General features: G+C 44.9%; 21 protein-coding genes and 1 pseudogene. 4 read left to right on the top strand and 18 right to left on the bottom strand.

Features of this window, described 5'->3' with window-relative positions; all coding sequences use genetic code 11:
* Positions 1–11: 11 nt before the first annotated feature.
* The 12 genes and pseudogenes from traM to CZ367_RS02440 form a co-directional block, all read right to left on the bottom strand.
* Positions 12–1,271 (bottom strand): conjugative transposon protein TraM, encoded by a 1,260-nt coding sequence (gene traM / locus CZ367_RS02495; protein ID WP_048739846.1) that lies wholly within the window; start codon positions 1,269–1,271, stop codon positions 12–14.
* Entirely contained in the window at positions 1,264–1,557 is a 294-nt protein-coding gene (locus CZ367_RS14445) for a hypothetical protein (RefSeq protein WP_080975325.1), read from the bottom strand. Before CZ367_RS14445 ends, traM begins: the two co-directional genes overlap by 8 nt.
* Positions 1,558–1,561: 4 nt before the next feature.
* Positions 1,562–2,185 (bottom strand): conjugative transposon protein TraK, encoded by a 624-nt coding sequence (gene traK, locus CZ367_RS02485; protein WP_004360055.1) that lies wholly within the window; start codon positions 2,183–2,185, stop codon positions 1,562–1,564.
* 18 nt (positions 2,186–2,203) lie between these two features.
* Complete coding sequence (traJ, locus tag CZ367_RS02480) at positions 2,204–3,241, bottom strand: conjugative transposon protein TraJ (protein ID WP_008448442.1); 1,038 nt, start codon at positions 3,239–3,241, stop codon at positions 2,204–2,206.
* Between the two features lie 23 nt (positions 3,242–3,264).
* Positions 3,265–3,894 carry a DUF4141 domain-containing protein gene (locus CZ367_RS02475; RefSeq protein ID WP_048739825.1) on the bottom strand — a complete coding sequence of 210 codons (630 nt, stop codon included), beginning with the start codon at positions 3,892–3,894 and terminating at the stop codon, positions 3,265–3,267.
* A gap of 27 nt (positions 3,895–3,921) precedes the next feature.
* On the bottom strand, positions 3,922–6,183 hold the full coding sequence (locus CZ367_RS02470) for a TraG family conjugative transposon ATPase (protein ID WP_449421155.1): 2,262 nt from the start codon (positions 6,181–6,183) through the stop codon (positions 3,922–3,924).
* A gap of 44 nt (positions 6,184–6,227) precedes the next feature.
* Positions 6,228–6,599 (bottom strand): annotated as a pseudogene (locus CZ367_RS16625) (DUF3875 domain-containing protein); the annotation flags it as partial.
* Positions 6,599–6,931 (bottom strand): DUF4133 domain-containing protein, encoded by a 333-nt coding sequence (locus CZ367_RS02460; protein ID WP_077195539.1) that lies wholly within the window; start codon positions 6,929–6,931, stop codon positions 6,599–6,601. The gene CZ367_RS02460 and the pseudogene CZ367_RS16625, both read right to left, overlap by 1 nt.
* Positions 6,932–6,934: 3 nt before the next feature.
* Positions 6,935–7,237, bottom strand: a complete 303-nt coding sequence (locus tag CZ367_RS02455; protein ID WP_008448479.1) for a DUF4134 domain-containing protein — start codon at positions 7,235–7,237, stop codon at positions 6,935–6,937.
* Between the two features lie 126 nt (positions 7,238–7,363).
* Positions 7,364–8,134 (bottom strand): hypothetical protein, encoded by a 771-nt coding sequence (locus CZ367_RS02450; RefSeq protein WP_077197337.1) that lies wholly within the window; start codon positions 8,132–8,134, stop codon positions 7,364–7,366.
* Positions 8,134–8,637, bottom strand: a complete 504-nt coding sequence (locus CZ367_RS02445; protein ID WP_036895276.1) for a DUF3408 domain-containing protein — start codon at positions 8,635–8,637, stop codon at positions 8,134–8,136. The genes CZ367_RS02450 and CZ367_RS02445 overlap by 1 nt, the downstream gene beginning before the upstream one ends.
* 14 nt (positions 8,638–8,651) lie before the next feature.
* Positions 8,652–9,425 carry a ParA family protein gene (locus CZ367_RS02440; RefSeq protein WP_077195538.1) on the bottom strand — a complete coding sequence of 258 codons (774 nt, stop codon included), beginning with the start codon at positions 9,423–9,425 and terminating at the stop codon, positions 8,652–8,654.
* Between the two features lie 563 nt (positions 9,426–9,988).
* On the opposite strand from CZ367_RS02440, the gene CZ367_RS02435 reads away from it, so the two are divergent.
* The 3 genes from CZ367_RS02435 to mobC are packed head-to-tail and all read left to right on the top strand — an operon-like array spanning position 9,989 to position 13,743.
* Positions 9,989–10,402: a plasmid mobilization protein gene (locus tag CZ367_RS02435; RefSeq protein ID WP_004338348.1), complete on the top strand. Its 414-nt coding sequence runs from the start codon at positions 9,989–9,991 to the stop codon at positions 10,400–10,402.
* 6 nt (positions 10,403–10,408) lie between these two features.
* The gene (gene mobB / locus CZ367_RS02430; protein WP_077195537.1) at positions 10,409–11,683 is read left to right on the top strand and encodes a conjugal transfer protein MobB; all 1,275 of its coding nucleotides are present in this window, start codon (positions 10,409–10,411) and stop codon (positions 11,681–11,683) included.
* A 53-nt stretch (positions 11,684–11,736) separates the two neighbouring features.
* The gene (gene mobC, locus CZ367_RS02425) at positions 11,737–13,743 is read left to right on the top strand and encodes a conjugal transfer protein MobC (protein WP_077195536.1); all 2,007 of its coding nucleotides are present in this window, start codon (positions 11,737–11,739) and stop codon (positions 13,741–13,743) included.
* 52 nt (positions 13,744–13,795) lie between these two features.
* Here the strand turns inward: mobC and CZ367_RS16620 are convergent, their stop codons facing one another.
* The 6 genes from CZ367_RS16620 to CZ367_RS15305 all read right to left on the bottom strand — a co-directional run bounded on the left by CZ367_RS16620 (position 13,796) and on the right by CZ367_RS15305 (position 21,079).
* Complete coding sequence (locus CZ367_RS16620; protein ID WP_084793469.1) at positions 13,796–13,972, bottom strand: IS1 family transposase; 177 nt, start codon at positions 13,970–13,972, stop codon at positions 13,796–13,798.
* 444 nt (positions 13,973–14,416) lie between these two features.
* Positions 14,417–14,896, bottom strand: coding sequence for a hypothetical protein (locus CZ367_RS02415; RefSeq protein WP_004336026.1), 480 nt, complete (start codon positions 14,894–14,896; stop codon positions 14,417–14,419).
* Positions 14,897–14,913: 17 nt separating this feature from the next.
* The gene (locus CZ367_RS02410) at positions 14,914–17,103 is read right to left on the bottom strand and encodes a peptidase domain-containing ABC transporter (protein ID WP_004336027.1); all 2,190 of its coding nucleotides are present in this window, start codon (positions 17,101–17,103) and stop codon (positions 14,914–14,916) included.
* A gap of 9 nt (positions 17,104–17,112) precedes the next feature.
* Positions 17,113–19,263 carry an outer membrane beta-barrel protein gene (locus tag CZ367_RS02405; protein WP_237581491.1) on the bottom strand — a complete coding sequence of 717 codons (2,151 nt, stop codon included), beginning with the start codon at positions 19,261–19,263 and terminating at the stop codon, positions 17,113–17,115.
* Between the two features lie 158 nt (positions 19,264–19,421).
* The gene (locus CZ367_RS02400) at positions 19,422–20,858 is read right to left on the bottom strand and encodes a radical SAM/SPASM domain-containing protein (protein ID WP_004336029.1); all 1,437 of its coding nucleotides are present in this window, start codon (positions 20,856–20,858) and stop codon (positions 19,422–19,424) included.
* Positions 20,859–20,926: 68 nt separating this feature from the next.
* Positions 20,927–21,079 (bottom strand): hypothetical protein, encoded by a 153-nt coding sequence (locus CZ367_RS15305; RefSeq protein ID WP_004339333.1) that lies wholly within the window; start codon positions 21,077–21,079, stop codon positions 20,927–20,929.
* Between the two features lie 355 nt (positions 21,080–21,434).
* Between CZ367_RS15305 and CZ367_RS02390 the strand changes: the two genes are divergently transcribed.
* Positions 21,435–22,642: DUF3945 domain-containing protein (locus CZ367_RS02390; protein ID WP_077195535.1), on the top strand; the 1,208-nt coding region annotated here is incomplete at its 3' end.

Raw genomic sequence — 22,642 nt, 5'->3', positions numbered from 1 at the left:
GATTGATATGCTTATTTTGACTGAACCAAGAACAGGCGGTAGCCGCCTTTAAGTGTTACCTTGACGGTGCGGAGTTTCTTTTGGAGCAGCTGACTTGCGCCCTGCATCACCCCACGTGCCGCCTCCGAGATAATCTGGTCTTTGGCGGAGGAAGCAAAGGTGAAGGAAGTCCCCATCGAACCACCGATGTTCGCACCCACCTCTTTGAGAGCGTTAATGTCCTCCGAACCGGGAATGAACACACCCTCCTGTCCGTCTGTGTCGTATGCCGAGAGCTTCACGGCAATAATCTGTCCCTTCACTTCAATGCTCTTAACGAGCAGGTGCAGGCGGTTGCCCTCAATCTTAGCCCTCGCAATGAGTCGGCTTTGGCGGGGAATGCGCAAGCCCTGCACTTGGGCAGTTTCGAGAAGGCGCAACGCCACATTGTCGCCCTCCTTCAGCGTTGCCGTCCTGTCCACCACCACGCTGAGCGTGTTGCGGGGTACAGCAGCAACCGCACTCGTGAGCGAAAGAAAGCCCATATTGCGTGGCTTCGTGCCATATTGCTGAACGAAGTCGGCATCTGTCATCGGCTGGTTGAGCGAAGACACCACCTGCTTACGTTCTGCCAATACCTCCATTGCAGGGAGAGAACCGGCTACCGATACTTGTTTTGTTGCCGATGTTTCCAAAACTCCCTTTTCCTTTGCGGGTGTAAAAGCGTGGGCAGCATTGGTAGTTGAAGAAGATTGTGGCAGATACTTCGCCGCCATTTGGTAACTCTTTTCCATCAGGGCGAGCTGTCGCTTCTCCTCCGCATCCTCACTCTCGTTCTTGGATGCCAATTCCTTTTTGAGGTTGTCCAACTCCGAGCGCAGTGCCTCACGCTCCTGCTCATTGGGGTCGGGCGCATAAAAAGAGTTCAACAGGCGGTTGTTCTCCTCATAGCGGTGCATCGAGTTTTCAATCTTTGCCGTCGAAGCGGCTGCTTCGGCACGCTCGCTTTCCGAGGGGGCGGTATTACTATCAAAGTAATCCGAAAGCCTGCCCATCTCCTCGCGTGTCTGTTCGTCCTGACGGCTCTTGTCGCCCAATTCGTAGGCTTTGAGTTTGTTGCCCGTCAGCTGTTCGGTGGTCGCCTGCGGTATGCTGTCGTTCAGTCCCTGCTGCGCCGCACTCTTCTCCTTGCCCGACGGGGCAAATATGAACCACATCGAGAGGGCGAAAAGCAATCCCAGCCCACCGAAGACCAGTCCTTTCTTGAGATATTCTTTTTGTTTATTATCCATTTTCATTACTATTAGTTGAATATTGTTGATAAAGTCGTATAAATACGCTATCTGTATGGATGTCGCTGTCTATTATCGTTCCCTTGGGGATAGGTAGTCTTTCCTCCTTATCGTGCGGCAGGAAAAACTGCGCTATCATCACTAAAGAACAGACGAGATAGACAAAACTTAATCCGAATACAATCAGCTTGCGCTGCTTTGCCGTGAGCCTGTCGCACCGATGGCGAAGCCACAAGTGCGCCCTCAGATAGTGCCGTGCGAATGAAAATCCCCTTGTCCTTTCCATCGTGCTATCGTTTATAGGTTTGGAGGTCTTGATTCTGTCGCACCATAAACTGTTCCATCAGGAAGCCCTGCGGATTGTTGTCCGAGCGGACGGAGTTCTGCAAGGTGCAGGTCGTAATCAGGTTACGCTCCGTGATGTTGCTCGGTCGTACGATGAACTGACGGGCGTAGGTCGTTACCTCGTAGGGATAGACCTCAAAGTTGCAGCGGATGGAGTCCACCTCGATACGCTGATTGACATTGCCCGAAATGGCACGGTTGTAATAGCCCTTTTCCGCCAAGTCCTTGTAGTAGTTGAAAGCCGACTTATCGCAGAGCAGGAAGGCACGCTCCATGTTCTTCTCGATGGCATCCTTATCGGGCGCGATGGTGAAGAACAGTTCATGGAAACGGCGGACGTGTTCCCTCGCTTCCACAGGTCGGTTCTTGCTTGCATCCTGACTCAGTGCGAGCATCAAGGATTTTCCTTGGTCAAGCACGTAAATTTTCTCCCGTTGCTCCTTGGCAAAGCCATACGAGGCATAGACGGCATAGCCGCTGACCGCCACACAGACGATGGCAAAGACAAAGGCATAGAGCCTGATTTGACGGAATGAGGTCTCAATATTGGTGAGTGATTTGAATTCCATTGTTTTTTTCGTTTTTTGTTATTTACCTTTGAGTAATGCACCCTTGATACGTCCGATGGCATTGCCTGCAACGGCTCCGGCTCCACCTGCCAAATACTTGCCTCCGGTGTATGCGCCCTGCGCTCCACGTTGAGCCGTCTGATTGACGTTGCGACCGTATGAGCCGATGCCGCCACCCGCTTCGATAATCCAGCCAGCGACTGTTGGAACACAGAAGTAGCCCACGATACCGATGAGGAAGAAGACGATGTGATACCAACTGCCCGCATCGGGGAGGAAATTCGGGTCGCTAAGGGTTTCAATATCTTTCTGCACCATCAGCACTTGTATCTTTGTCAGAAGGGCGGTCAAGATGCTGCTCACCGGTAACCATAGATACACCGATATATAGCGAGAAAACCAAGCCGTCATCGACCCCGACAGTCCGTCCCATACGGCAATGCCGAAAACGACGGGTCCAAGAATGGAGAGCACAATCAGAATGAAAGTGCGCAGCGTGTCAATAATCAATCCCGCAGCGTGGAAGAGTATTTCCATGATGTCGTGAACACACTTTAAAATCCATTGTTTCATTTGGTAGGCAGAGCGTTCCGCATACATTCCCGCAATGGTTATGGCATCCTCCGGACCGACGATGCCCATCTCTTCAATCTTTTGGTCAAAGGCTTCATTCGATACCAAAAATGCCGTTTCGGGGTTGCGCAGATAGGCTTCCTCCTGCAACTTATCCCTTTGTGCTATAAGTTTGGCAAGTGTCCCCTCCTGCTTGTCCACCATCATTTCCGTACCCTTGACGATTGGGGAGAGTACGCCATTCATTGTGCCAAGCACTATCGTAGGGAAAAACATAATGCAAAAACCAATCACAAAGGGACGTAGGAGCGGAAACACGTCGATTGCCTCGGCACGGGCAAGCGAAGCCCATACCCTCAGTGCGATATAGAAGAGCGCGCCCAAGCCCGCAATCCCCTTTGCCACACCTGTCATATCCGAACAAAGCGGCATCATCTCGTCATAGGTCGAGCGGAGCAAATCGTGTAAACTGGCAAAATCCATAAGTTTGTCCTTTCCTTACTTGATTACCAATAGCGGCTTGCCATATTACCGTAGAGGGATTTTACCTCGCTCAGTTCTCCCTTCTCTCTGGCACGCACGAAGCTCACCGATATGTTCTTACGGGTGTAGTAAGATACCAGCGAACGATATTCACGCAGCGTGGTATAGATATGGTCTATCTGCTGCATACGTTCGTGGTCGTTCATCGAGAACACATTGCTTTTGGCAACCGATTTGAGTTCTTTCAGGCTCTCGCCGCTCAATTCCAATAACTTGGTATAGCCGGAAGCCATTGCAGCAAGTTCCGAAGGACGGAAGTTCTTGTCTGAGAGCATCTTCTTGTACGAGGTAACGTAAATCTCCGAGATGTCGCCCACCATCAGGATACATTCTTTTACTTTATAGGCATCACCGATTAAGTTCTTGATTTTACGCAAATCGTCGTAATACTTCTTCGTGTCGTTGTAGAGCTTCTCCACTTCCTTGAATCCGTCCAAGGTGTTCTTCACCGTCTTCGAGGCGGTGGCGATTTCCTTGACGGAATTGGCGATGTTACCCGCAAAGTTGCCCGGGTCGGTTACTACCCACTGTGCGTGGGCTTTGGGAATAGAAAGGCTCAATCCTAAGAGAGCCATGAATAAAAACTTTTTCATTATTACTACTATTTTGATGGTTCATATTTATTTCTTCTTATTGTTTCTTTTCTCATTGGCGAGTAGCCTGATGGCGGTTTCTATGTCGCCACCCAGCTGTTCCGCGCGCTGCATCACTTCGACTTTTTCTGTTTCCTCGGTAGTATAGGTAAGGTATTCCTCCATACTCACCTCCGTGGCATAGACGGCACTCTGCATACCGCCTAAACCTATCCACACCTCTTTATATAGTCGGTTGGTATCGTTGTTCTGGTTGATGGAAAGTATCTGACTCTTCTCCTTTTCGGAGAGTCCGAGCATGGCTTGTATGCCGTCAAACTTGGTCATGTACTTGCGCTGGTCAAGCAGGATTTTGCAGTCGGAGTTGTTGATGATACTCTCTTTGACAATGGGCGACTGAATGATGTCGTCCACCTCCTGTGTCACGACGATGGCTTCCCCGAAATACTTTCTGACCGTCTTATATAAATATTTTATATAGTCTGCCATATTAGCGGATGCAATCGCCTTCCATGCTTCCTCGATGAGAATCATCTTGCGGATGCCTTTTAATCGGCGCATCTTGTTAATGAAAGCTTCCATGATGATAATCGTTACGACAGGAAACAAATCCTTGTTGTCCTTCACTTGGTCGATTTCAAAGACGATGAAACGTTTCGAGAGCAGGTCGATGTTCTTGTCCGAGTTCAGCAGGAAGTCATACCTGCCACCTTTATAATACTGCTTGAGTGTCGTTAGGAGGTTATTGATATTGAAGTCAGAGAGCGTTACCTTAATGTCCCGATGCTCCATATCCTCCCGATACACATCACGAAGATACTCATAGAAGGTGTTGAAGCAGGGAACGATGGTGTGATCCGTCCTGATAAGTTCGATGTAGGTGTTGACGGCAGAACCAAGTTCGCCTGCTTCTGTCTTGGTAATATGTTCATCGGCACTCTTCCAAAGCGTAAGCAATAAGGTGCAGATACTTTCTCTTTTCTCCACGTCAAAGAAGTAATCATCGGTGAAGAAAGGATTAAAAGAGATAGGATGCTCATCGGTATAGGTGAAATAAACACCGTCCTCGCCCTTGGTCTTGCGGTGGATAAGCTCGCACAAGCCTTGATAGCTGTTACCCGTATCGACCAAAAGCACGTGCGCCCCTTGCTCGTAATACTGGCGTACCATGTGGTTGGTAAAGAAAGACTTGCCACTACCTGAAGGACCGAGAATGAACTTGTTGCGGTTGGTAATGATACCTTTCTTCATCGGCAGGTCGGAAATGTCCAAGTGGATTGGCTTGCCCGAAAGTCGGTCAGCCATTTTGATGCCGAAGGGAGAGAGCGAGTCCTTGTAGTTGGTCTCTGCCGTGAAGAAACAGAGAGCCGGCTCGATAAAGGTATAGAAACTCTCCTCACTTGGAAAGTCGGCGGCATTGCCGGGAATACCCGCCCAATAGAGGGTAGCCGTATCAACGGTGTTGTGGCGTGGCTTGCACTCCATCAGTGCCAACGCGCTGCCCACATCATTCTTGATGTTGCGAAGCTCCTCCTTGTCATCGCTCCATGCCAGCACATTGAAGTGGGCACGAATGGAGGTCAACCCCTGCGAGTGGGCTACGTTGAGATACTCCTGTATCCACTCTTCGTTAATCTGATTGCTTCTGCTGTATCTTGCAAGCGAGTGCATGTTGCGTGCCTGCTTCTCAAACCTTTGCAGGTTATCATCACTGTCCTCGATGAAGAGGTACTGATTATAGATATGGTTGCAGGGCAGCAACAAGCCAACGGGAGCGGCAAAGGACAGTCGGCAGTCGCTTCTGTCCGTTGATAATCGCTCATAGCGTGTGTCGGTGGAAACACTTGTGGGCAGGTCGTCCGTATCTGACAGCGTATGCAAACAAAGGCGGTTGTCCCCTATACGCACAAGGTCTGCTCCTAATCGTATGTCTTCCAAAGAAGCGTGTCCTTCTTCAGAAAGGGAGAAGTAGCGGTCTAAGAGTCCGCCTTTCTCTGCTGTACCCACCAAATCCTCCTCCATCATATGGCTGAGTCGGATTTGCTCCGTGTCGTTGATGATACGCTCGAACTGGTCCACGGCTTCCATAAACTTGACCACTTCCTCCTTGTCGGTAATCTCCTTGGGGAGCAAGTGCCCACGGCAGAGCGAGGAAAAATTGCTCTGTCGCTGCATACGCTGCTTGTTGGTCTTGGTTAGAAAGAGATAGACTGAGTGGTGCAGGAAAGGACGCTCGTTAAAATGTCGGTTAGATGCACGTGAGAGGAAACTAAGTCCGCTTTCTGCCATCTTTGGTTGGTAACGTTCCTTGATAAACCAAAATTGCTCTGTCGCTGCATACGCTGCTTGTTGGTCTTGGTTAGAAAGAGATAGACTGAGTGGTGCAGGAAAGGACGCTCGTTAAAATGTCGGTTAGATGCACGTGAGAGGAAACTAAGTCCGCTTTCTGCCATCTTTGGTTGGTAACGTTCCTTGATAAACCAGTCCTGCTTATGCACGATGGTATAGTTGGGCAGCACCTTGATTGCCTTGTGCCATGCCGAGTGCATCGCCTCGTATTCGGCGGAGGTAACGGTGAAGAGTTCGGGCAGCTCCACACGGAAAGCTACCGTGATGTCGGCATCCTTGCTCACCATACAACCCTGCTCGATGGAGAGTAGCGGGAACTTCGCTTCCAAGGTCGTGATTTTACTGTTGTTTCTCATTATGCCTTGCGTTTTGGTTTGAGGTTACGGATAAGGTGAAAGACGGTGCGGCGGTTCAATAGGTAGCGAGGGTGCATCTTAATGGCTCCCTGCTTCATCAGTCCGTATCTGCCGTACTTGCGGTTCATGGCGAACGTTTGCCACACGACGAGTGTAGCACCCACTAAGCCAAGACTAAGGCAGACCAACTGGTCGATGCCACAGAGATAGAATACCACCACGAGAAAGAAGACCGCCAACAGTCCCCCAGCAAAGAGGAAGAGATATTGCGCTTTCAAGCCCTTGAACTCCACCGTCCGACCTACACCTTTATTGATTTCCCATTGTGCCATCGTTTACAGGAAGAAGGAACGTAAGATGGTGGCAGCCACAATCAGGAAGATACACGCGCCGAACCAAGAAGCGGCTGTCTTGCTCGTGTCGGGGTCGCCACTTGAGAACTTGTTGTATACTTTTATTCCTCCGATAAGCCCCACTACGGCACCGATGGCATAGATGAGTTTCGTACCCGGGTCGAAGTAGGAGGTTACCATCTTCGTGGCTTCGTTGATACCTGCCATACCATTTCCCTGTGCATACGCTGCTGCGGTGGTCAGTGCCGTCAGGAGCAGCATCATTGTGATTTTTTTGTTGTTCATTTGTTTGTTATAATTTTAAGTTGTTGATGAATCATGTTTGAGAAGTTGCGGAGGGCGGCTCTGTTTCAATACAGGCAGATGGTTTTACGGTTGAGCCACCCGCCCGCTTCTTCGGTTTTGGTTGTTTTACAGATAATAGGACAGCGGTCTGTCGTCCACCGTGTTTTCTTTGTCGTCTTCTCTTTCGTCCGCTTTGGACTCGGAAGAGGAAGCTGTCTCTCTTTCCTGCTGTGCCGTTTCTTCGGCTTTGCGAATGGCGGCAAGAAGTCGTTGATGGTCGTGTTCCTGCTTGAGCGTGCTCTCTTTGAGGTGTTCCATCAACTCCGTGCCTCGTATGGCTTGAAGGGTCTCATGGACGGTTTCCTCATTTTCTGTCTGAAGCGCATCGTCATTCTTGTGCCAGCCACTGACACGGGCGATGTCCCGTGAGAGGATTGAAGTCGGTGAAACTTCGGGCATGGCTTCATCGGCAATCAGCAGGTCTTCCTTTAAAATGGAATCCTCGTCGGGTTCGTCCATTGTGTAGGCGACCTGCATTTCATTGTCCTTCTCCCGTTCGTCGGTATGCTCCGATGGCGATTGAGGTGGGATTGGCGACTCCGTTTCATCTTCTTTGCGTACATTTTGCGCTGCAAAGGTATCGGGATTATCGGCTGAATTTTCAGACGGGGAAACGGCGGGAACTTCGGGGACAGACGGGGAAACGAAGGGTTTACTTCTGCCCACCAGAACATGGCGAGCTTGTGCTATCTGCTCATTTGTTACGGTAGGTCGCTTTTTGGCTTTTTCTGCCGGTTGTGGTGCTGTGTGTCGGAATATTCTCCAAAGGTATGCGATGCCCAAAAGCATCCATACAATTCCAAGCAGCAACAAGATATTCATAAGTAATTCCATCATCATAAGTTTATGGTTTTATTGCGCCTACGCTGTGAGGCGGTGTGGTTCAACATATCCTGATAGGTCTTCAGGTGGTCAAGAAGAATGTTTTCTATATATCCTGTAATGGAAGCCTCCGAGCGAAGGTCGCTCAATACATCACGCAGAATTTGCAGGATTTCGGTGTGAATGCTGAAACCTGACTTGTTGCGCCCGTTACGGACGCTTGTCAGAAAACGTTGCTCGTATTCCTCAAAGTCTAATGCCATAGCTGCATTCATACCTTTACCTACTTTCTTGCGCTTGGGAGAGTGAACAACCTGTTCGGTAGAAATATCGTTGGTCTTTTCCTCCTTTTCTACATCTTCTGAGACGGGGTCCTCTGATAGGATCTCTTCGTCCAAGTCGATGGGCTCATCAAAATCAGGAGTGTTTTCTGCCGTGCGTTTCTTGACACCAATATCCGCCATCTCCTTCATTTTTTCCTGAAGCAGCTGTTCTCGTTGTTCCTTTAATGAACTCATACACTATCCTCCGTTTACAGTTTGATTTTCCGTATGACTTCCGCCACCCATTCATCCACTCCCGTCTGCGGACGGAGGGAAATTGCAGGAGGAAGGTAAGAGCATCGGAACACGCCTCTTGTTCCTCCCTGTGCCAGTTCTCGACTAATCCTAACAGAATGGTAGATACGTGAATCAAGGATGGTCAGTCCTTGTTCTTTTGCGTTTTCAGTGAACAAATCAATGACCGTGGTACTCGCACTGCGGTTGATCTTGTTCCAAAGCAGGAAGAAGTCCTGAATACGTGAACCTTCAAAGCCAATCCCCAACTCACAGATGGTTTTGGCATAGGCGAAACTCGATGCCAGCGACTGAGGGTCGGCTTCTATCGGAGAGATAATGTAGTCCATCGTAATGGACAAGTCCATCAAGGCACTTGTAACTGCATGACCGGGAAAGTCAAAAATAACGAGTTGCGGAGGGGATGCTTTCTTTTTAATATATTTCTCAATATCACCGACGGCACTCTCCGGTTTACTTCGGATGATTGGGTATGACTTTTTGCCATAGCAAGCCAGACGCTCGTGAAGTTCCTTGCCCAGTTCGGGGGAGGACTCGATAAGGTCTCTGTCCCGTTCGCGTAGCTTGAAGAACGATTCCTGTGTGCCATCGCAGTCCACGACGGCAAGAGGGATATTCTTTTCGTAGTATAAGATAGCTGCCAAGACTTCCGCAAGGCTGCTTTTGCCCACTCCGCCCTTCTGTGAGGCGAAGCCCAGATAGATGGGAGTTTCGTTTTTCTTTTTCATAATCTTGAATGGTCGTTAGTTGTGTTATAAATTATTTTTTAACTTGACTGATAAGTCTGATTACGTCCAAAGTTGAAACCTTATTCTTGACCCGACTCAAAAGTCGAATTTTGACTTAGGTTAAAATTGACTCAGCTCAAAGGATTAAAATTGACTATATCCTGAATTTCATTCGGATAAGAATCACAGAGGTTGAAACTATCTTCTTGCACTCTACATTCAAATGAATTTTAAGTTGACTTTTCACTGAATTCGGTTGCAAAATAACAAGGTTTTATCCTAAGTTTCAACTACCTGTGAAGTACAGGGAAATGCGAGGAAAAAGAGTGAATACCATTGATAATGAGATATTTGAAAACTCGCCGTAACTTTGCAGGCGAGAATAATACATGGAGGTAATATCCCGAAGCAGACACCCCACGAGGGTGGATACTTCAATCGTATCAACTCTTGATATTGGCAAGGTGTGTCTTTGTAACACAAACTTACAGTTGTACCACAAAGACCCTTGCCCCAAAGGGGATTAAATCACTCCAAAGTCGTGATTAAAGAAAAGTAAAGCTATGGATAAGGAAGAGAAATCTCGTTCAGAGAGAAAAAAAGCGGAAAAGCCACGCTGGGACAATTGGCACGTGCGGTTGCCCAACCCCAAAGACCAGCAAAAAGTCATTGAACTTTTCCATAAATCCGGTGCAAAATCGAAGTCTGATTTTGTGCGTGGATGTATTCTTGGAGGGAAGTTCAAGGTGATAACAGTGGATAAATCCGCTGTGGACTATTATCGTAAACTCTCGGAATTGATTGCCGAAAATCATCGGATAGGCGTACTCTACAACCAAACAGTACGCGCAATAAACTCTTATCACAGCGTGAAAACTGCACAGATTTTACTTGAAAAATTGGAAAAAATCTCTGGTCAAATTATCACGCTACAACAGAAAGCCATCCAACTGACGGAACAATTTGATAGTCGATAAAGGAATATGATTGCAAAGATTTCTTCTACCGAGAACCTTGGAGGAGCATTGGGATATAACTTCAAAAAGGTGCAGCACGACGAAGCGGCAGTTCTCTGCGTGAACGAACTTCGGAAAGGCTTCGATGGCACTTTTCAAATGGATAAGGTACTTGCCGATATGCAAAAGGCAATACCTGAGCAATGCAGAACAAAGAAAACGGTCTTTCACTGCTCCCTCAATCCGCACCCAGACGAGAAGCTGTCTGATGAAAGGCTCACACAGATTGCGAAGGAGTATATGGAGGAACTCGGCTATGGCAAGCAACCCTACATCGTCTTTAAGCATAATGACATTGCCCGTGAGCATATCCACATCGTTTCGCTTCGGGTGGATAGCCAAGGCAGAAAAATCAATGACAGGTATGAGGGCAGGCGAAGCAAAAAGATTACTGATGCTCTGGAAAAGAAATATAACCTCATTCCAAGTTCAAAGGTCAGTGATAGAACAACAACAGAAACGCCAAAGGTCGATACTACGCAAGGAAATATCAAGGAACAAGTGGCAAATACTGTTCGTTCTGCGATGAAGCATTATACATTCTGCTCCTTAGGTGAACTAAATGCCGTTCTGCATAAATACAACCTTGCGGTAGAGGAGGTTAAAACGGAGTATCGAGGAAAGCGATATGACGGACTGGTCTATGTGCCTACCGATGACAAGGGCAATAAGGTGAGCACGCCCATTCACGCCTCGGACATTGGTAGAGGTGTGGGCTATGCTGCCGTTCAGAACAAGATGCTGAAATCGAAGCAGATAGTTAAGCCATTGATACCAACCATCAGAAGAAAGGTATTAGAAGTAATGCGTACTTCTCCCCACACGGAGGGAATACTCCGACAAAGATTGGAGGAACAAGGCTTGCGAGTGGTAATCCGAAAGAATGATAATGGACGCATCTATGGTATTACGTTCATTGATGACAAAGAAGGCATTGCGCTCAATGGTTCCCGATTGGGTAAAGGATATGCTGCCAATGTATTCAACGCATATCTATCTAATCCAGCACACAATCCATTCTTGGATGAATCGCTTTATGGAAAGATTGATACCACCTTACAGCAACAGATGCAGACAATACAGTCTGATGAGCAGGAAGGCGACAACCTTGTCGATGAACTAGTCGACGATATGGTGGGAGAATCCTTCTCTTCATCGGGCAATGATGATTGGAAAGAAGCGGCATGGCAACGCAAACTCCGTAAGCAAAGTAAGGTAAAACTTAAACGCAGGAAACGTTAAGTACACGTTCAAATAACATTCAAAGGATTTTCTAACAACAATAAAATAGTATTATGGCACAGGAAGATGATTTAAGGGCATTGGGTAAGGTCATGGACTTTATGCGGGGAATTTCAGTGATATTCCTCCTGATTAACTGTTATTGGTTCTGCTACGAGGCATTTCACGAGTGGCATTTCACACTCGGTATCATCAACAAGATACTGATGAACTTTCAACGTTCCACAGGCTTGTTTTCATCCATCCTTTGGACAAAGCTCTTTTGTGTAGTGTTCCTCGCTTTATCGTGCTTAGGTACAAAAGGCGTGAAGGAGGAGAAAATCACATGGCCAAAGATTTGGACGGTGCTTTTCGCTGGGTTCGTCTTCTTTTTTCTGAATTGGTGGCTGTTGGCATTGCCCATTGGTAAAATCGGGGCGGCTACGCTTTATATCTTCACACTCTCTGTGGGTTATATCTGCCTGCTAATGAGTGGTGTGTGGATGAGCCGATTACTCAAAAACAACCTTATGGACGACGTATTCAACACGGAGAACGAGAGCTTTATGCAGGAAACAAGGCTGATGGAAAATGAATACTCGGTTAATCTTCCTACACGCTTCTATTATAAGAAAAGGTGGAACAAAGGCTGGATTAACGTGGTCAATCCGTTTCGTGCCTCAATGGTGTTAGGCACTCCCGGTTCGGGAAAATCATACGCTATCGTGAACAACTATATCAAGCAGCAGATAGAAAAAGGCTTTGCGATGTATATTTATGACTATAAGTTTCCCGACCTTTCCGAGATTGCCTATAACCATCTACTCAACCACCTTGATGCCTACCAAGTAAAGCCGCAGTTCTTTGTGATTAACTTCGACGACCCACGCAAATCGCACCGCTGCAATCCTATCAATCCGTCCTTTATGACGGACATTTCAGATGCCTATGAGAGTGCCTACACGATTATGCTCAACCTCAACCGCTCGTGGATACAGAAGCAGGGAGACTTCTTCGTGGAGTCGCCTATTATCCTTTTGGCTGCCATCATTTGGTTCCTGAAGATATATGAAAACGGTAAGTATTGCACGTTTCCACACGCCATCGAGTTTCTCAATCGTCCCTACGCACAGATTTTTCCTATTCTTACGGCATACGATGAACTTGCCAACTACCTTTCTCCCTTTATGGATGCTTGGGAGGGCGGAGCGCAAGACCAGTTGCAGGGACAGATAGCCAGTGCCAAGATACCACTTTCACGTATGATTTCGCCAGCTCTCTATTGGGTGATGACAGGTGATGATTTCTCGCTCGACATCAATAATCCCAACGAGCCGAAAGTTCTTGTTGTGGGTAACAACCCCGACCGTCAGAATATCTATTCGGCTGCACTTGGACTTTATAACAGCCGTATCGTGAAGCTCATCAACAAGAAGAAGCAGCTCAAATCATCCGTTATTATCGACGAGTTACCGACCATCTATTTCCGTGGACTTGATAATCTTATCGCTACTGCCCGAAGCAACAAGGTAGCGGTATGCTTGGGGTTTCAAGATTTTAGTCAATTAACAAGGGACTATGGGGACAAGGAGAGCAAAGTTATACAGAACACAGTGGGCAATGTGTTCAGTGGACAAGTGGTAGGTGAAACTGCCAAGACTCTCTCCGAACGCTTCGGAAAAGTCCTCCAGCAACGCCAGTCGATGACCATCAATCGCAATGACAAATCCACCTCTATCTCCACGCAGATGGATAGTCTTATCCCAGCATCGAAAATCAGTAACCTTACTCAGGGTATGTTTGTGGGGGCAGTGTCAGACAACTTTGATGAACGTATCGACCAAAAGATTTTCCATGCCGAGATTGTGGTGGATAGTGCCAAGGTGTCGGCTGAAATGAAAGCATACCAGCCCATCCCTATGATAGTGGAATTCAAAAATGAAGATGGCTCAGACAATCTCAAAGAAACCATCGAAGCCAATTATCGTAAGATAAAGCAAGAAATACTCTCGCTGGTTGATTCAGAGATTCAAAGGATAAAGAACACCCCTGCCTTGTCCCATCTCATTCCAGACAAATAATACAAACACGGATTGGGTATTGTAGTTGCAGTGTGATGATTACGGAACATGGCTATACCCACAGATAAATCCTTATGATAGCTGTTAGCATTGATAAACTACGGCTGTAACAAATCGTTTTCCGGTTTAGCTGTTTTAGGTGAGTGAGAAGTGTAAGATTGTACAGCTCGATATGGTTGGTGGAATGAAAAACGGGTATGGAGTATTTCCTAACTGATAAGATAGCCATAGTTTTTCAATTTATCGGTATAAATAAATTCAGCTTTGAAGAGGAAAGGGCTTTTAAGTATTACCGACAAAGTACGATTGGTACTCTGCCTACATTGAAGGCAACTACATGATTTATTTCTCTATCGTACAGCGATAGACGGTTATTTGATTTTACTTGTTATCTGTAAAATCCTTTTAAGCAAAGTGGTAATTGAACTTTCCAATACTCGTGCCGTACTACGAATACTCCACTTTTCTTTGGTCAGTTGAATGATTTCAGAATCAGTGTCAGGAAGATAGGCTTTGTCGGCGTAACCGGTAATAAAACGTTTTTGGCAATGTTTGCATTAGTAGCACCGTTTGCCATTGCGTTTCTTCTCACTTTTGATCATTTCCATTGAACAGCAATGTGGACATATTAACATAGACATTGCCCTCTTTCATCGCTTTATTACAATGGAAGTTACTGGACATTTATAATTCGCCTTACAATCTTTTGAAGTATGCTTTCATTGCTTATTAATATAGATGCTGTACCAGTCATTCCACTGATAATTTTATACCTGCAATCCGTTATCCTTATCTGTGCCGTGAACACGCTGCCTGCTGCCGTTTGTCGGGGTGTATGCGATGTGGATGTTATGATACCATTGGCAGCTCCGTATGTTTCTGCATCGTAACCCTCAACTTCGATGTTTACCGTCATTCCTCTCGTTATCGTATTCACGTATTTATAGGGAATGTCTATTGTGCCTTGACGGGCATTTGTCATCTGTACCTTTGCACTGACGGTTTCGGGATAAGGTATAAAGTATGCGCCCACCAGCAGTCCCAATATTACAATGGTGATAATAGTGATGCCATAGCGTACAATACCTGAAGGAATCTCGCCAATGATGTGTTTTACCTTCTCGCTGCGGAGTTCTATCTTGTTGTCTGCCATAATCTTCCTTTCTGCTGTCAGTTACCCAATTCCAATTGATTCTTTACAAGGTTGTAATAAGCACCACGCTTCGCTGTAAGTGCTTCGTGGTTGCCTGTCTCTACTACCTTACCTTTATCTAACACCACTATCTGGTCGGCATTTTTTACTGTGCTTAGTCTATGCGCCACGATAACGACTGTCTTGCCTTTGTAGAACCCGTCCAAATGTTCCACAATCATGCGCTCATTGTTGGCATCGAGCGAGTTGGTGGCTTCGTCAAGGAAGATGTAATCGGGATTCTTATACACGGCTCTTGCTATCAGAATACGCTGTTTCTGTCCCTGACTCAACCCCACGCCATCGCGACCAATCTTTGTGTTGTATTTTAAGGGCAGCCCCATCACATAATCGTGAATACAGGCTATTTCTGCAGCTTTCTGCAACCGCTCCTTGTCTATCTCGCCATCATCTACGGCAATGTTCCTTGCTATGCTCTCGGAGAATATCACACCGTCCTGCATCACTACGCCACATTGTCTGCGCCACCACTTCTTATTGAGCTCATTTACATCAGTTCCTCCAATGGTGATTTTTCCGCCCAATACAGGGTAATAGCCCAGCATAAGCTTGATGAGTGTTGTCTTACCGCTGCCCGATGCGCCTACGATAGCTGTTACCTTGCCTTTGGGGATTGTGAGGCTTACATCATCAATGATAGTTTTCAGGGCGTGAGGGTCGTACTTGAAGTTTACGCTTTCAAGGTCAATTCCCTTATGTTCTTCTTTTACTGCCATTTCCAATCCTTGCTTTCCGTTCTCATCATCTATGCGGTGTATCTCATTGATACGCTCAAGGCTTATCTTCACGTCCTGCACTGAATAGAAGAAACTCATCAACTGCTCAACGGGGGAGTTGAGTTGTCCGATGATATACTGCACGGCAAGCATCATACCTAAAGTAAGCTGTCCGTGAATGACGGCTGTTGCAGCCACCACCGTGATGACAATGTTCTTGAGTTCGTTAATGAAGATGCTGCCTGCCTCCTGTGTCTGTTGGAGCTTCAGCGACTTCATCTGCACCCCGAAAAGGTCTGCCTGAACATCCTCCCATTCCCAGCGACGGCGTTGTTCACAATCTTGGAGCTTTATCTCCTGCATGGAGGTGATGAACTCGTAGGTCTTGTTGTTATTGATGGTTTGTTGCTCGAAGAGTTCATAGTCCAACATCTTTCTACGTCTGAGAAATAGCGCAAGCCAACCGCCATAGAGCAGACTGCCGAGCATGAAAATGGTAAAGATGAGCCAGTTATAAGACAGCAGTACAACGCTGAATACCACAAATGTAAAAAGCGAGAACACGATGCTGAGCGTTTGCTGTGTCAGAAACGAGTTTACACGGCTGTGGTCGCTCATACGCTGCATAAGGTCGCCCATCAGTTTGGTGTCGAAGAACGACATGGGCAGTTTTAAGAGTTTGATAAAGAAGTCGCTCACCAACGAAATGTTAATCCGCATTGATATGTGCAATAATAACCATCTGCGAATAAAATCCGTAGCCGTGCGCCCTATAACAATCAAAAACTCTCCTAATAATATAAGCCAAATGAAACCAATATTATTATTTTTAATTCCAATATCTACGATTGACTGTGTTAGAAATGGTAGGATTAGTTGCAAAACACATCCTAAAACTAAGCCAATGATTATTTGAGTAAAAAAATTACGGTATTGTTTAAAATATCCATATAGAAATCTAAAAGATCGAGGATGGAATCTCTTCTGTTGCTTTGAGGTTTTGAAATTATCATTCGGTTCAAGGAATAAAGCAATTCCTTTCTCTTCGTTATTAGAAGTTGTGGCTATCCAATGTGTTTTCACTTGATCAATAGTGCATTTCTGGATACCTTTACTTGGGTCAGCAATATAAAACTTATTCCTTTTAACCTTGTATAATACAACAAAATGATTCTGATTCCAATGAAGTATGCATGGAAGATTTTCATTACACAAAGACTCAATAGTTACTTTGCCAGGAATAGAATGAAAGCCTAGAGTGGTTGCGGCTTCACATAGTCCTTGTAAAGAAACACCTTCCGAAGATGCAAAACATATTTTGGAGAGTTCTTCGATTGAAATAAATCGACCAAAATAATTAGAAATCATAGCTAATGATGCTATACCGCATTGCATAGCATCACGTTGCATGATAATTTTCATCTTCTTCATTGTATGGAGTTATAATCTATCTATCTCGTCCTGTCGAGATGTTTTTCCTTTATATTTACCCTTTGCTGCATTAAGAGTATATCGTATGCTTAATGTGATTGAACGGGATGCCCCTTGGATGTCAGAAGAATAATCGACAGTATTGGTGAACGTGTCAATTTTCTGTCTCCATGTATTGAATACATCATTAGCCGAGAGTGTGAAAACCCAGTTTCTCCAAGTTTTGTTCAAGGTCACCGATGCCTGCCACGAACCACGGCTATAAATCACATCTTGATTGCCGGTCCCGAGACCGAACAGATTAAAATAAGCATAGAAGCTGCTGGGAATATCGAACCGGTTGTTAAGCGACAGAGTATAGAGTGGTTTGTTGTATTTTCTTACGGGTGAGCCATACTTCAAATCCTGAACGTAGAACACGCCCTGTATGGTGGGATGCCAAAAGCCGAAATCAAGTTGTTGGACAGCCACAAGTTGGAATGAGTTATAATCTGGCAGATTGACTGGTTGTACAACATTAATACGATCGGTGTTGTCATAGCGATATATTGAGGTCACATTCCGTTTGTTCATTGTGAATGAGCTTTGAAGGATAAATTTCTTATAATAAAGATTCAATCCTATTTTGTGGCGGAGAGTTGAACGAAGTTCAGGATTGCCCGTTTCCCAAAGGGTAGGAGTAACATAAACGTATGTGTTGTCAAGAGATTGGTATCCCGGACGAGACACGGATGCTCTGTAAAACAAGCTCATACGAATAGATGAGTTAAAGGATATGCCCAGATTAGGCAACAAGTCTGTATATGATTTTGATAAATCTTCACGAAGAACGTTGTTTTGTCTGAAATCTGTATTGGTTGATTCAAGTCTAAGTCCACCATACATATTCCATGTGTTGTTGGGTGTCCAGTTAAAACCGACAAATCCTGCATAGAGATTTTGTTTTACATTGTCTGTTTCTGGAGCAATAAAATCCTGATTCCCGGTGGAGGACCCCAAATAATCCTGATTGTTGCGTGTATATGAGATTTCCGAGCCAGCCTCTATCTCTACCTTGCTGATTTTTCTTGACAGTACAATTTTTCCTGACCATAAAGAGGCTTTGCTTACATTCGAATTGTAGATCATATTGGTAGAATTGTTCTCATCTACACCCGAGTTGGAAGTACGATAGGATTTTACATAATCGGCGTCTATGCGTAACCCGATATTGGCAGGCAAGGAAAAACTGCCGAAGGTGTTGACATGATGCATAGAGCTTTGACTATGCAGGTCACTTATTGATGCTATTACATCTTCGGTCCCTTGATTTTCCATAACGGATTTGGCATTGCCGCTATAGTGACTCTTGGGAGTGCGCTGAAACGTGTATTTTGCACCAATGGAGTTGTTCCCGAAATCGTAGTTTAGGCCAGCGTCTGCCATGAGGGACTGGCTTCTGCTTTTGGCTTTGGAATAAGTATCAGTACGATATTTTGATTCAGGGTTACTCTCTGAATAAAAACCTTCAATATAATGTCTATCCTGTTTGAAGCCAGAAAAGCCGTATGATAAATCTCCCAAGACGGTAAGTCCGCTTTCTGTATGGTAATTCAGTGACACATCGACAGATTCTGACCATTCTTCACTTGCCGAAACATTACCTGCTGCGACAGCATGGAATCCCTCATTAAGTTTTTTTGTGCGTATGAGAATGACAGATGACACATTGGCGCCATATTTTGATGAAGGGTTGGTGATAATTTCTACATTGGATATATCGTTGGCGGAAAGTGAAGACAACTCACTTATTGAACGCACAAGCCTGTTGTTGATATAGATAACGGGTGTTCCATGTCCAAGGACAGATATCCCACCGCCAGATGCGTCAATCATCGGAAGGTACTTGATCGCCTCCATAGCATTGCCAAGTTTTGCAACAGGATTTCCTGCCATTGAGATTTGCAAGCCCCTCGGCGTTCCCTTGACATATCTCTTACTTCCCCGAACCACGACTTCTGCAAGTTTATTGGTGCTTTCAATATAAATCGTGGTATCACACGGAAGGATTACATCTGTGGTTTTGCATCCTACGGAGGATATGGAAAGAAACATCCCTTCTTTTAATGGGGTGTCGAAACCGAACAGACCGTTCAAATCCGTAAGGGTTGAGCCAACCATAACGGAGTCGGTCTGCATGAGTCTCACTGTTGCGAAACTTACTGGGATGGAATCTTCTAAGGTTAAAACTCGTGATCTGATATTATAGTTCTGATTCTGAGCGAACATAACGATATTCGAGAATAAAACTATAAAAAAAATAAAGAATCTTTTCATTTTCAAATACTATTTATACATGAAGGGTCTGGAAAGGTAATATTATTACCATATCGTAAGAATACATTAACAAGACATCTTTTGTTTTTTCCATAACAATCAGTTTTGCCAATACAAGAAAAACAAGGACTCTTCTCATCAATATGTTTTTCTAATTCTGACAGATAGATCGCTCGTGGGGATCTCCAAATTTTTGCCAATGAATCTTGCTTCAAATCTCCTATGATAAAATTTTTGTTCCAATATAATCGTTCGCACAAAGTAACTTTTCCATCTGGAAGAATAAAGCATGAACTAACATTGGCTGAACAACGATAATTAGCATCTTGATTTTTACAAAGCAATTCTGTGCTTTTGGAATCAACACCCTTGGCATTTAGTACAATCTCAAAAAATGGATTATAAGATAATTGAATCTTTCGAATGTATTGGCGTACTAAACTTTCTTGCCTAGATGTACATAACTCAATATTGCCCTTTTTGAATGGCAATAATGCATAACAAATATCCCATCGAGAAATTATACTATACTGATTTAAAAAAGAGAACAGTTGGAATATGGAATCAAAAGATGCGTTATTAGAGCAAAGAACTGTACTTATTCTTACTTTAAATGGTAACTCACGAAATGAAGATAATATATCAAATGTCTGTTGCAATTGTTTTAAATAATCATTGGGAGCATATAATAATGATTTATGTATTGTTTCATCAACTGTGTCTAATGAAATTTGCAAATCCCCTCTGTATTGAAGATTTATTAACTTATTGACATCAGACTCTTTCAACGGTTTTTTTGTTGATAAAAAATCAACAGGATAACCAGAATTTAATAAGAATGAAATATATTCTTCCCAATTTGGTTTGACGAAAACATCTCCTCCAATTAGTTCTATTTTCCTTACTCCAATGGTCTTACATTCTGTAATGAGATTACAAAAATCGTCAAAATTTAAATCGCTGCTTGTCGTGTATGTATCAGCATAACAATAATTACACTTGACAGCACATTTATTATTTAGCATAATAACGATCTTGTCGGGACTTGTATATAATCTTTTCGTTTTCAAGTCCACATCGTTCATATTCAGAGATATATGGATAATATCATCAAATTTCCTTTTATTTACTTCTGTAGATGATATTAATGTATTAGGAGGGAACGAAATGTTCATATCCCCAAATTTAACATAGGTAATCTCTTGATTATCTAATAGAGAATGTACAAAAGAAGTAATTATCTGTTTAGAAATTCCCATGTTTTCATAAAACCAAGATTCTGTTTCTGCTACATTATTTGTGTAACTTATTGTAGCCAATACAATAGCGTGGATAGGATGTATATATGACATCCAACCATCTCCATCAGTAGAGTCAAAGATAACGACTCTCTTTTCATCACTACGAAGAGCATATTTGGGATTAAAAACAATATACATTGCGACCGTGAATATTTAAAAGTAGGATTGGAGACCATAAATTCTCCAATCCTACCTAATAGTGGGGATTATCCAGCTGTTTGATGTTTTACGATAATCCCTGAGTTTGCAACATTACAATGAACCACGATTGTAGTGTCCTGCTCAACAGGCTCATTCTCTCCTATGCCACCTTTTACAGCGAAAAGGTCTTCAATGGCTTCAACTTTTAGTAATTTCATAGCGATGAAGTGCTTTAAGTTAAACATATACGAACTATGAATCCCATAGTAAGGTCTTTTGACGCGATAAAATTCCGGAATCATCTATTGTCTTTGACGGCATAAAGATAGCGATTTTTTTTGCATCGTTCGCAATAAAAAATAAAAAAAATGCTCATAATGCTATTTTTTAACTTTTCGCAACACTTTTACGGTGACAATCATTCAGATTCCATCTGATAAAAACTCATTTAAAACAGAAAGACTTTCTTGTTATTTCCCAATAATTCCCGCTTTTCTTTCATCTTCTTCATTCTCTTATTATAACTATAATTTAGCAGATGATTTTAGTATTCATCATTACAATTTATAAAAAATGGAATCAAACAGCAATGACAACTATGTGCTGGTCTTGGAAGACCGCACAGAGGTAAAGAACGAGAAAGAAACGGGGAAACTCTCCGTAGTATCTGGTATCGACGACAAGGGCAACCTCAAGACCACCGAAGCCACCGCCGTCAACCAAGCAGCATTTCTGAAGTTCAACAGCAAGGAGGGACTCTTGGAGAACTTCATGAAGAATTTCCTTCGTCAGTTCAACGAGCCGACCCGTTTCGGACTGTACAAGGTGGTGGCAAGCAATGTGGAGCAGGGCGTGGGCAACCTGCGCACCCTGCTCCAAAGCCGTGAGAAGCCCGAAAGCAAGCAGCAGCTGGCAGAGATTGGCGTACCCTTTGAGGACTATCTGCCACAGCAGAAGAACACCACCGCCATCGACCCGGAGAAAGTGGACTGGAAGCAACTCGACCGCCTCGGACTTTCCCGTGAGCAGTTGGAGCAGAGCGGAGAACTCACAAATATGCTCAACTGGCAGAAAAGCAATCTCGTTACGATTGCCATCCCGATGGGCGATACCACCATCTACACCGATGCACGTCTTGCCTTCCGCACGGACGGCGAGGGCAACATCGGGCTGGCTATCCATCCTTTGAGGAAAGAGCCACAACTCGATTTTCCCTATATGGGGTATAAGTTCTCGCCCGAAGATAAGGAGCAACTACTCACTACAGGCAACCTCGGCAAGACCATTGAGGTAACACCCAAGAACGGAGAGCCTTTTGCCGCCTACGTTTCCATCGACCCACAGACCAATGAACTTGTCGCCCTGCGTGCCGACCGCGTGAACATTCCCAAGGAAATCAAGGGTGTTACGCTTTCCGATGCACAATACAAAGACCTCGTGGAGGGCAAAGCCGTGAAGATGGAGGGCATGACAGCCAAGAGCGGCAAGACCTTCAATGCCACCCTGCAGGTCAATGCCGAACGGAAGGGGATTGAGTTTATCTTCGACAACAACCGTGGTTTCAAGGAACGCCAGCAGCAGACACAACAGCAGGGCGCACCCCGCAAACTCTGCGGCTTGGAACTCTCAGCGAAGCAGCGTGAAGCATTAGACAGCGGTCGCACACTTTATCTGAAGAACATGGTGGACAAGGAAGGACAACCCTTCAATGCCTATGTCCGTATGGATAAGGAGCAGAACCGCCCGCGTTTCTACAAATGGAATCCTGACAAGAAGCAAGA

Origin of the sequence: Prevotella ihumii (assembly GCF_900155655.1) — a bacterium.
In the GTDB taxonomy this organism is placed as follows: domain Bacteria; phylum Bacteroidota; class Bacteroidia; order Bacteroidales; family Bacteroidaceae; genus Prevotella; species Prevotella ihumii.
The sequence above is the reverse complement of the archived record's forward strand: the minus strand, read 5'-3'. Positions and strand labels throughout refer to the sequence as shown.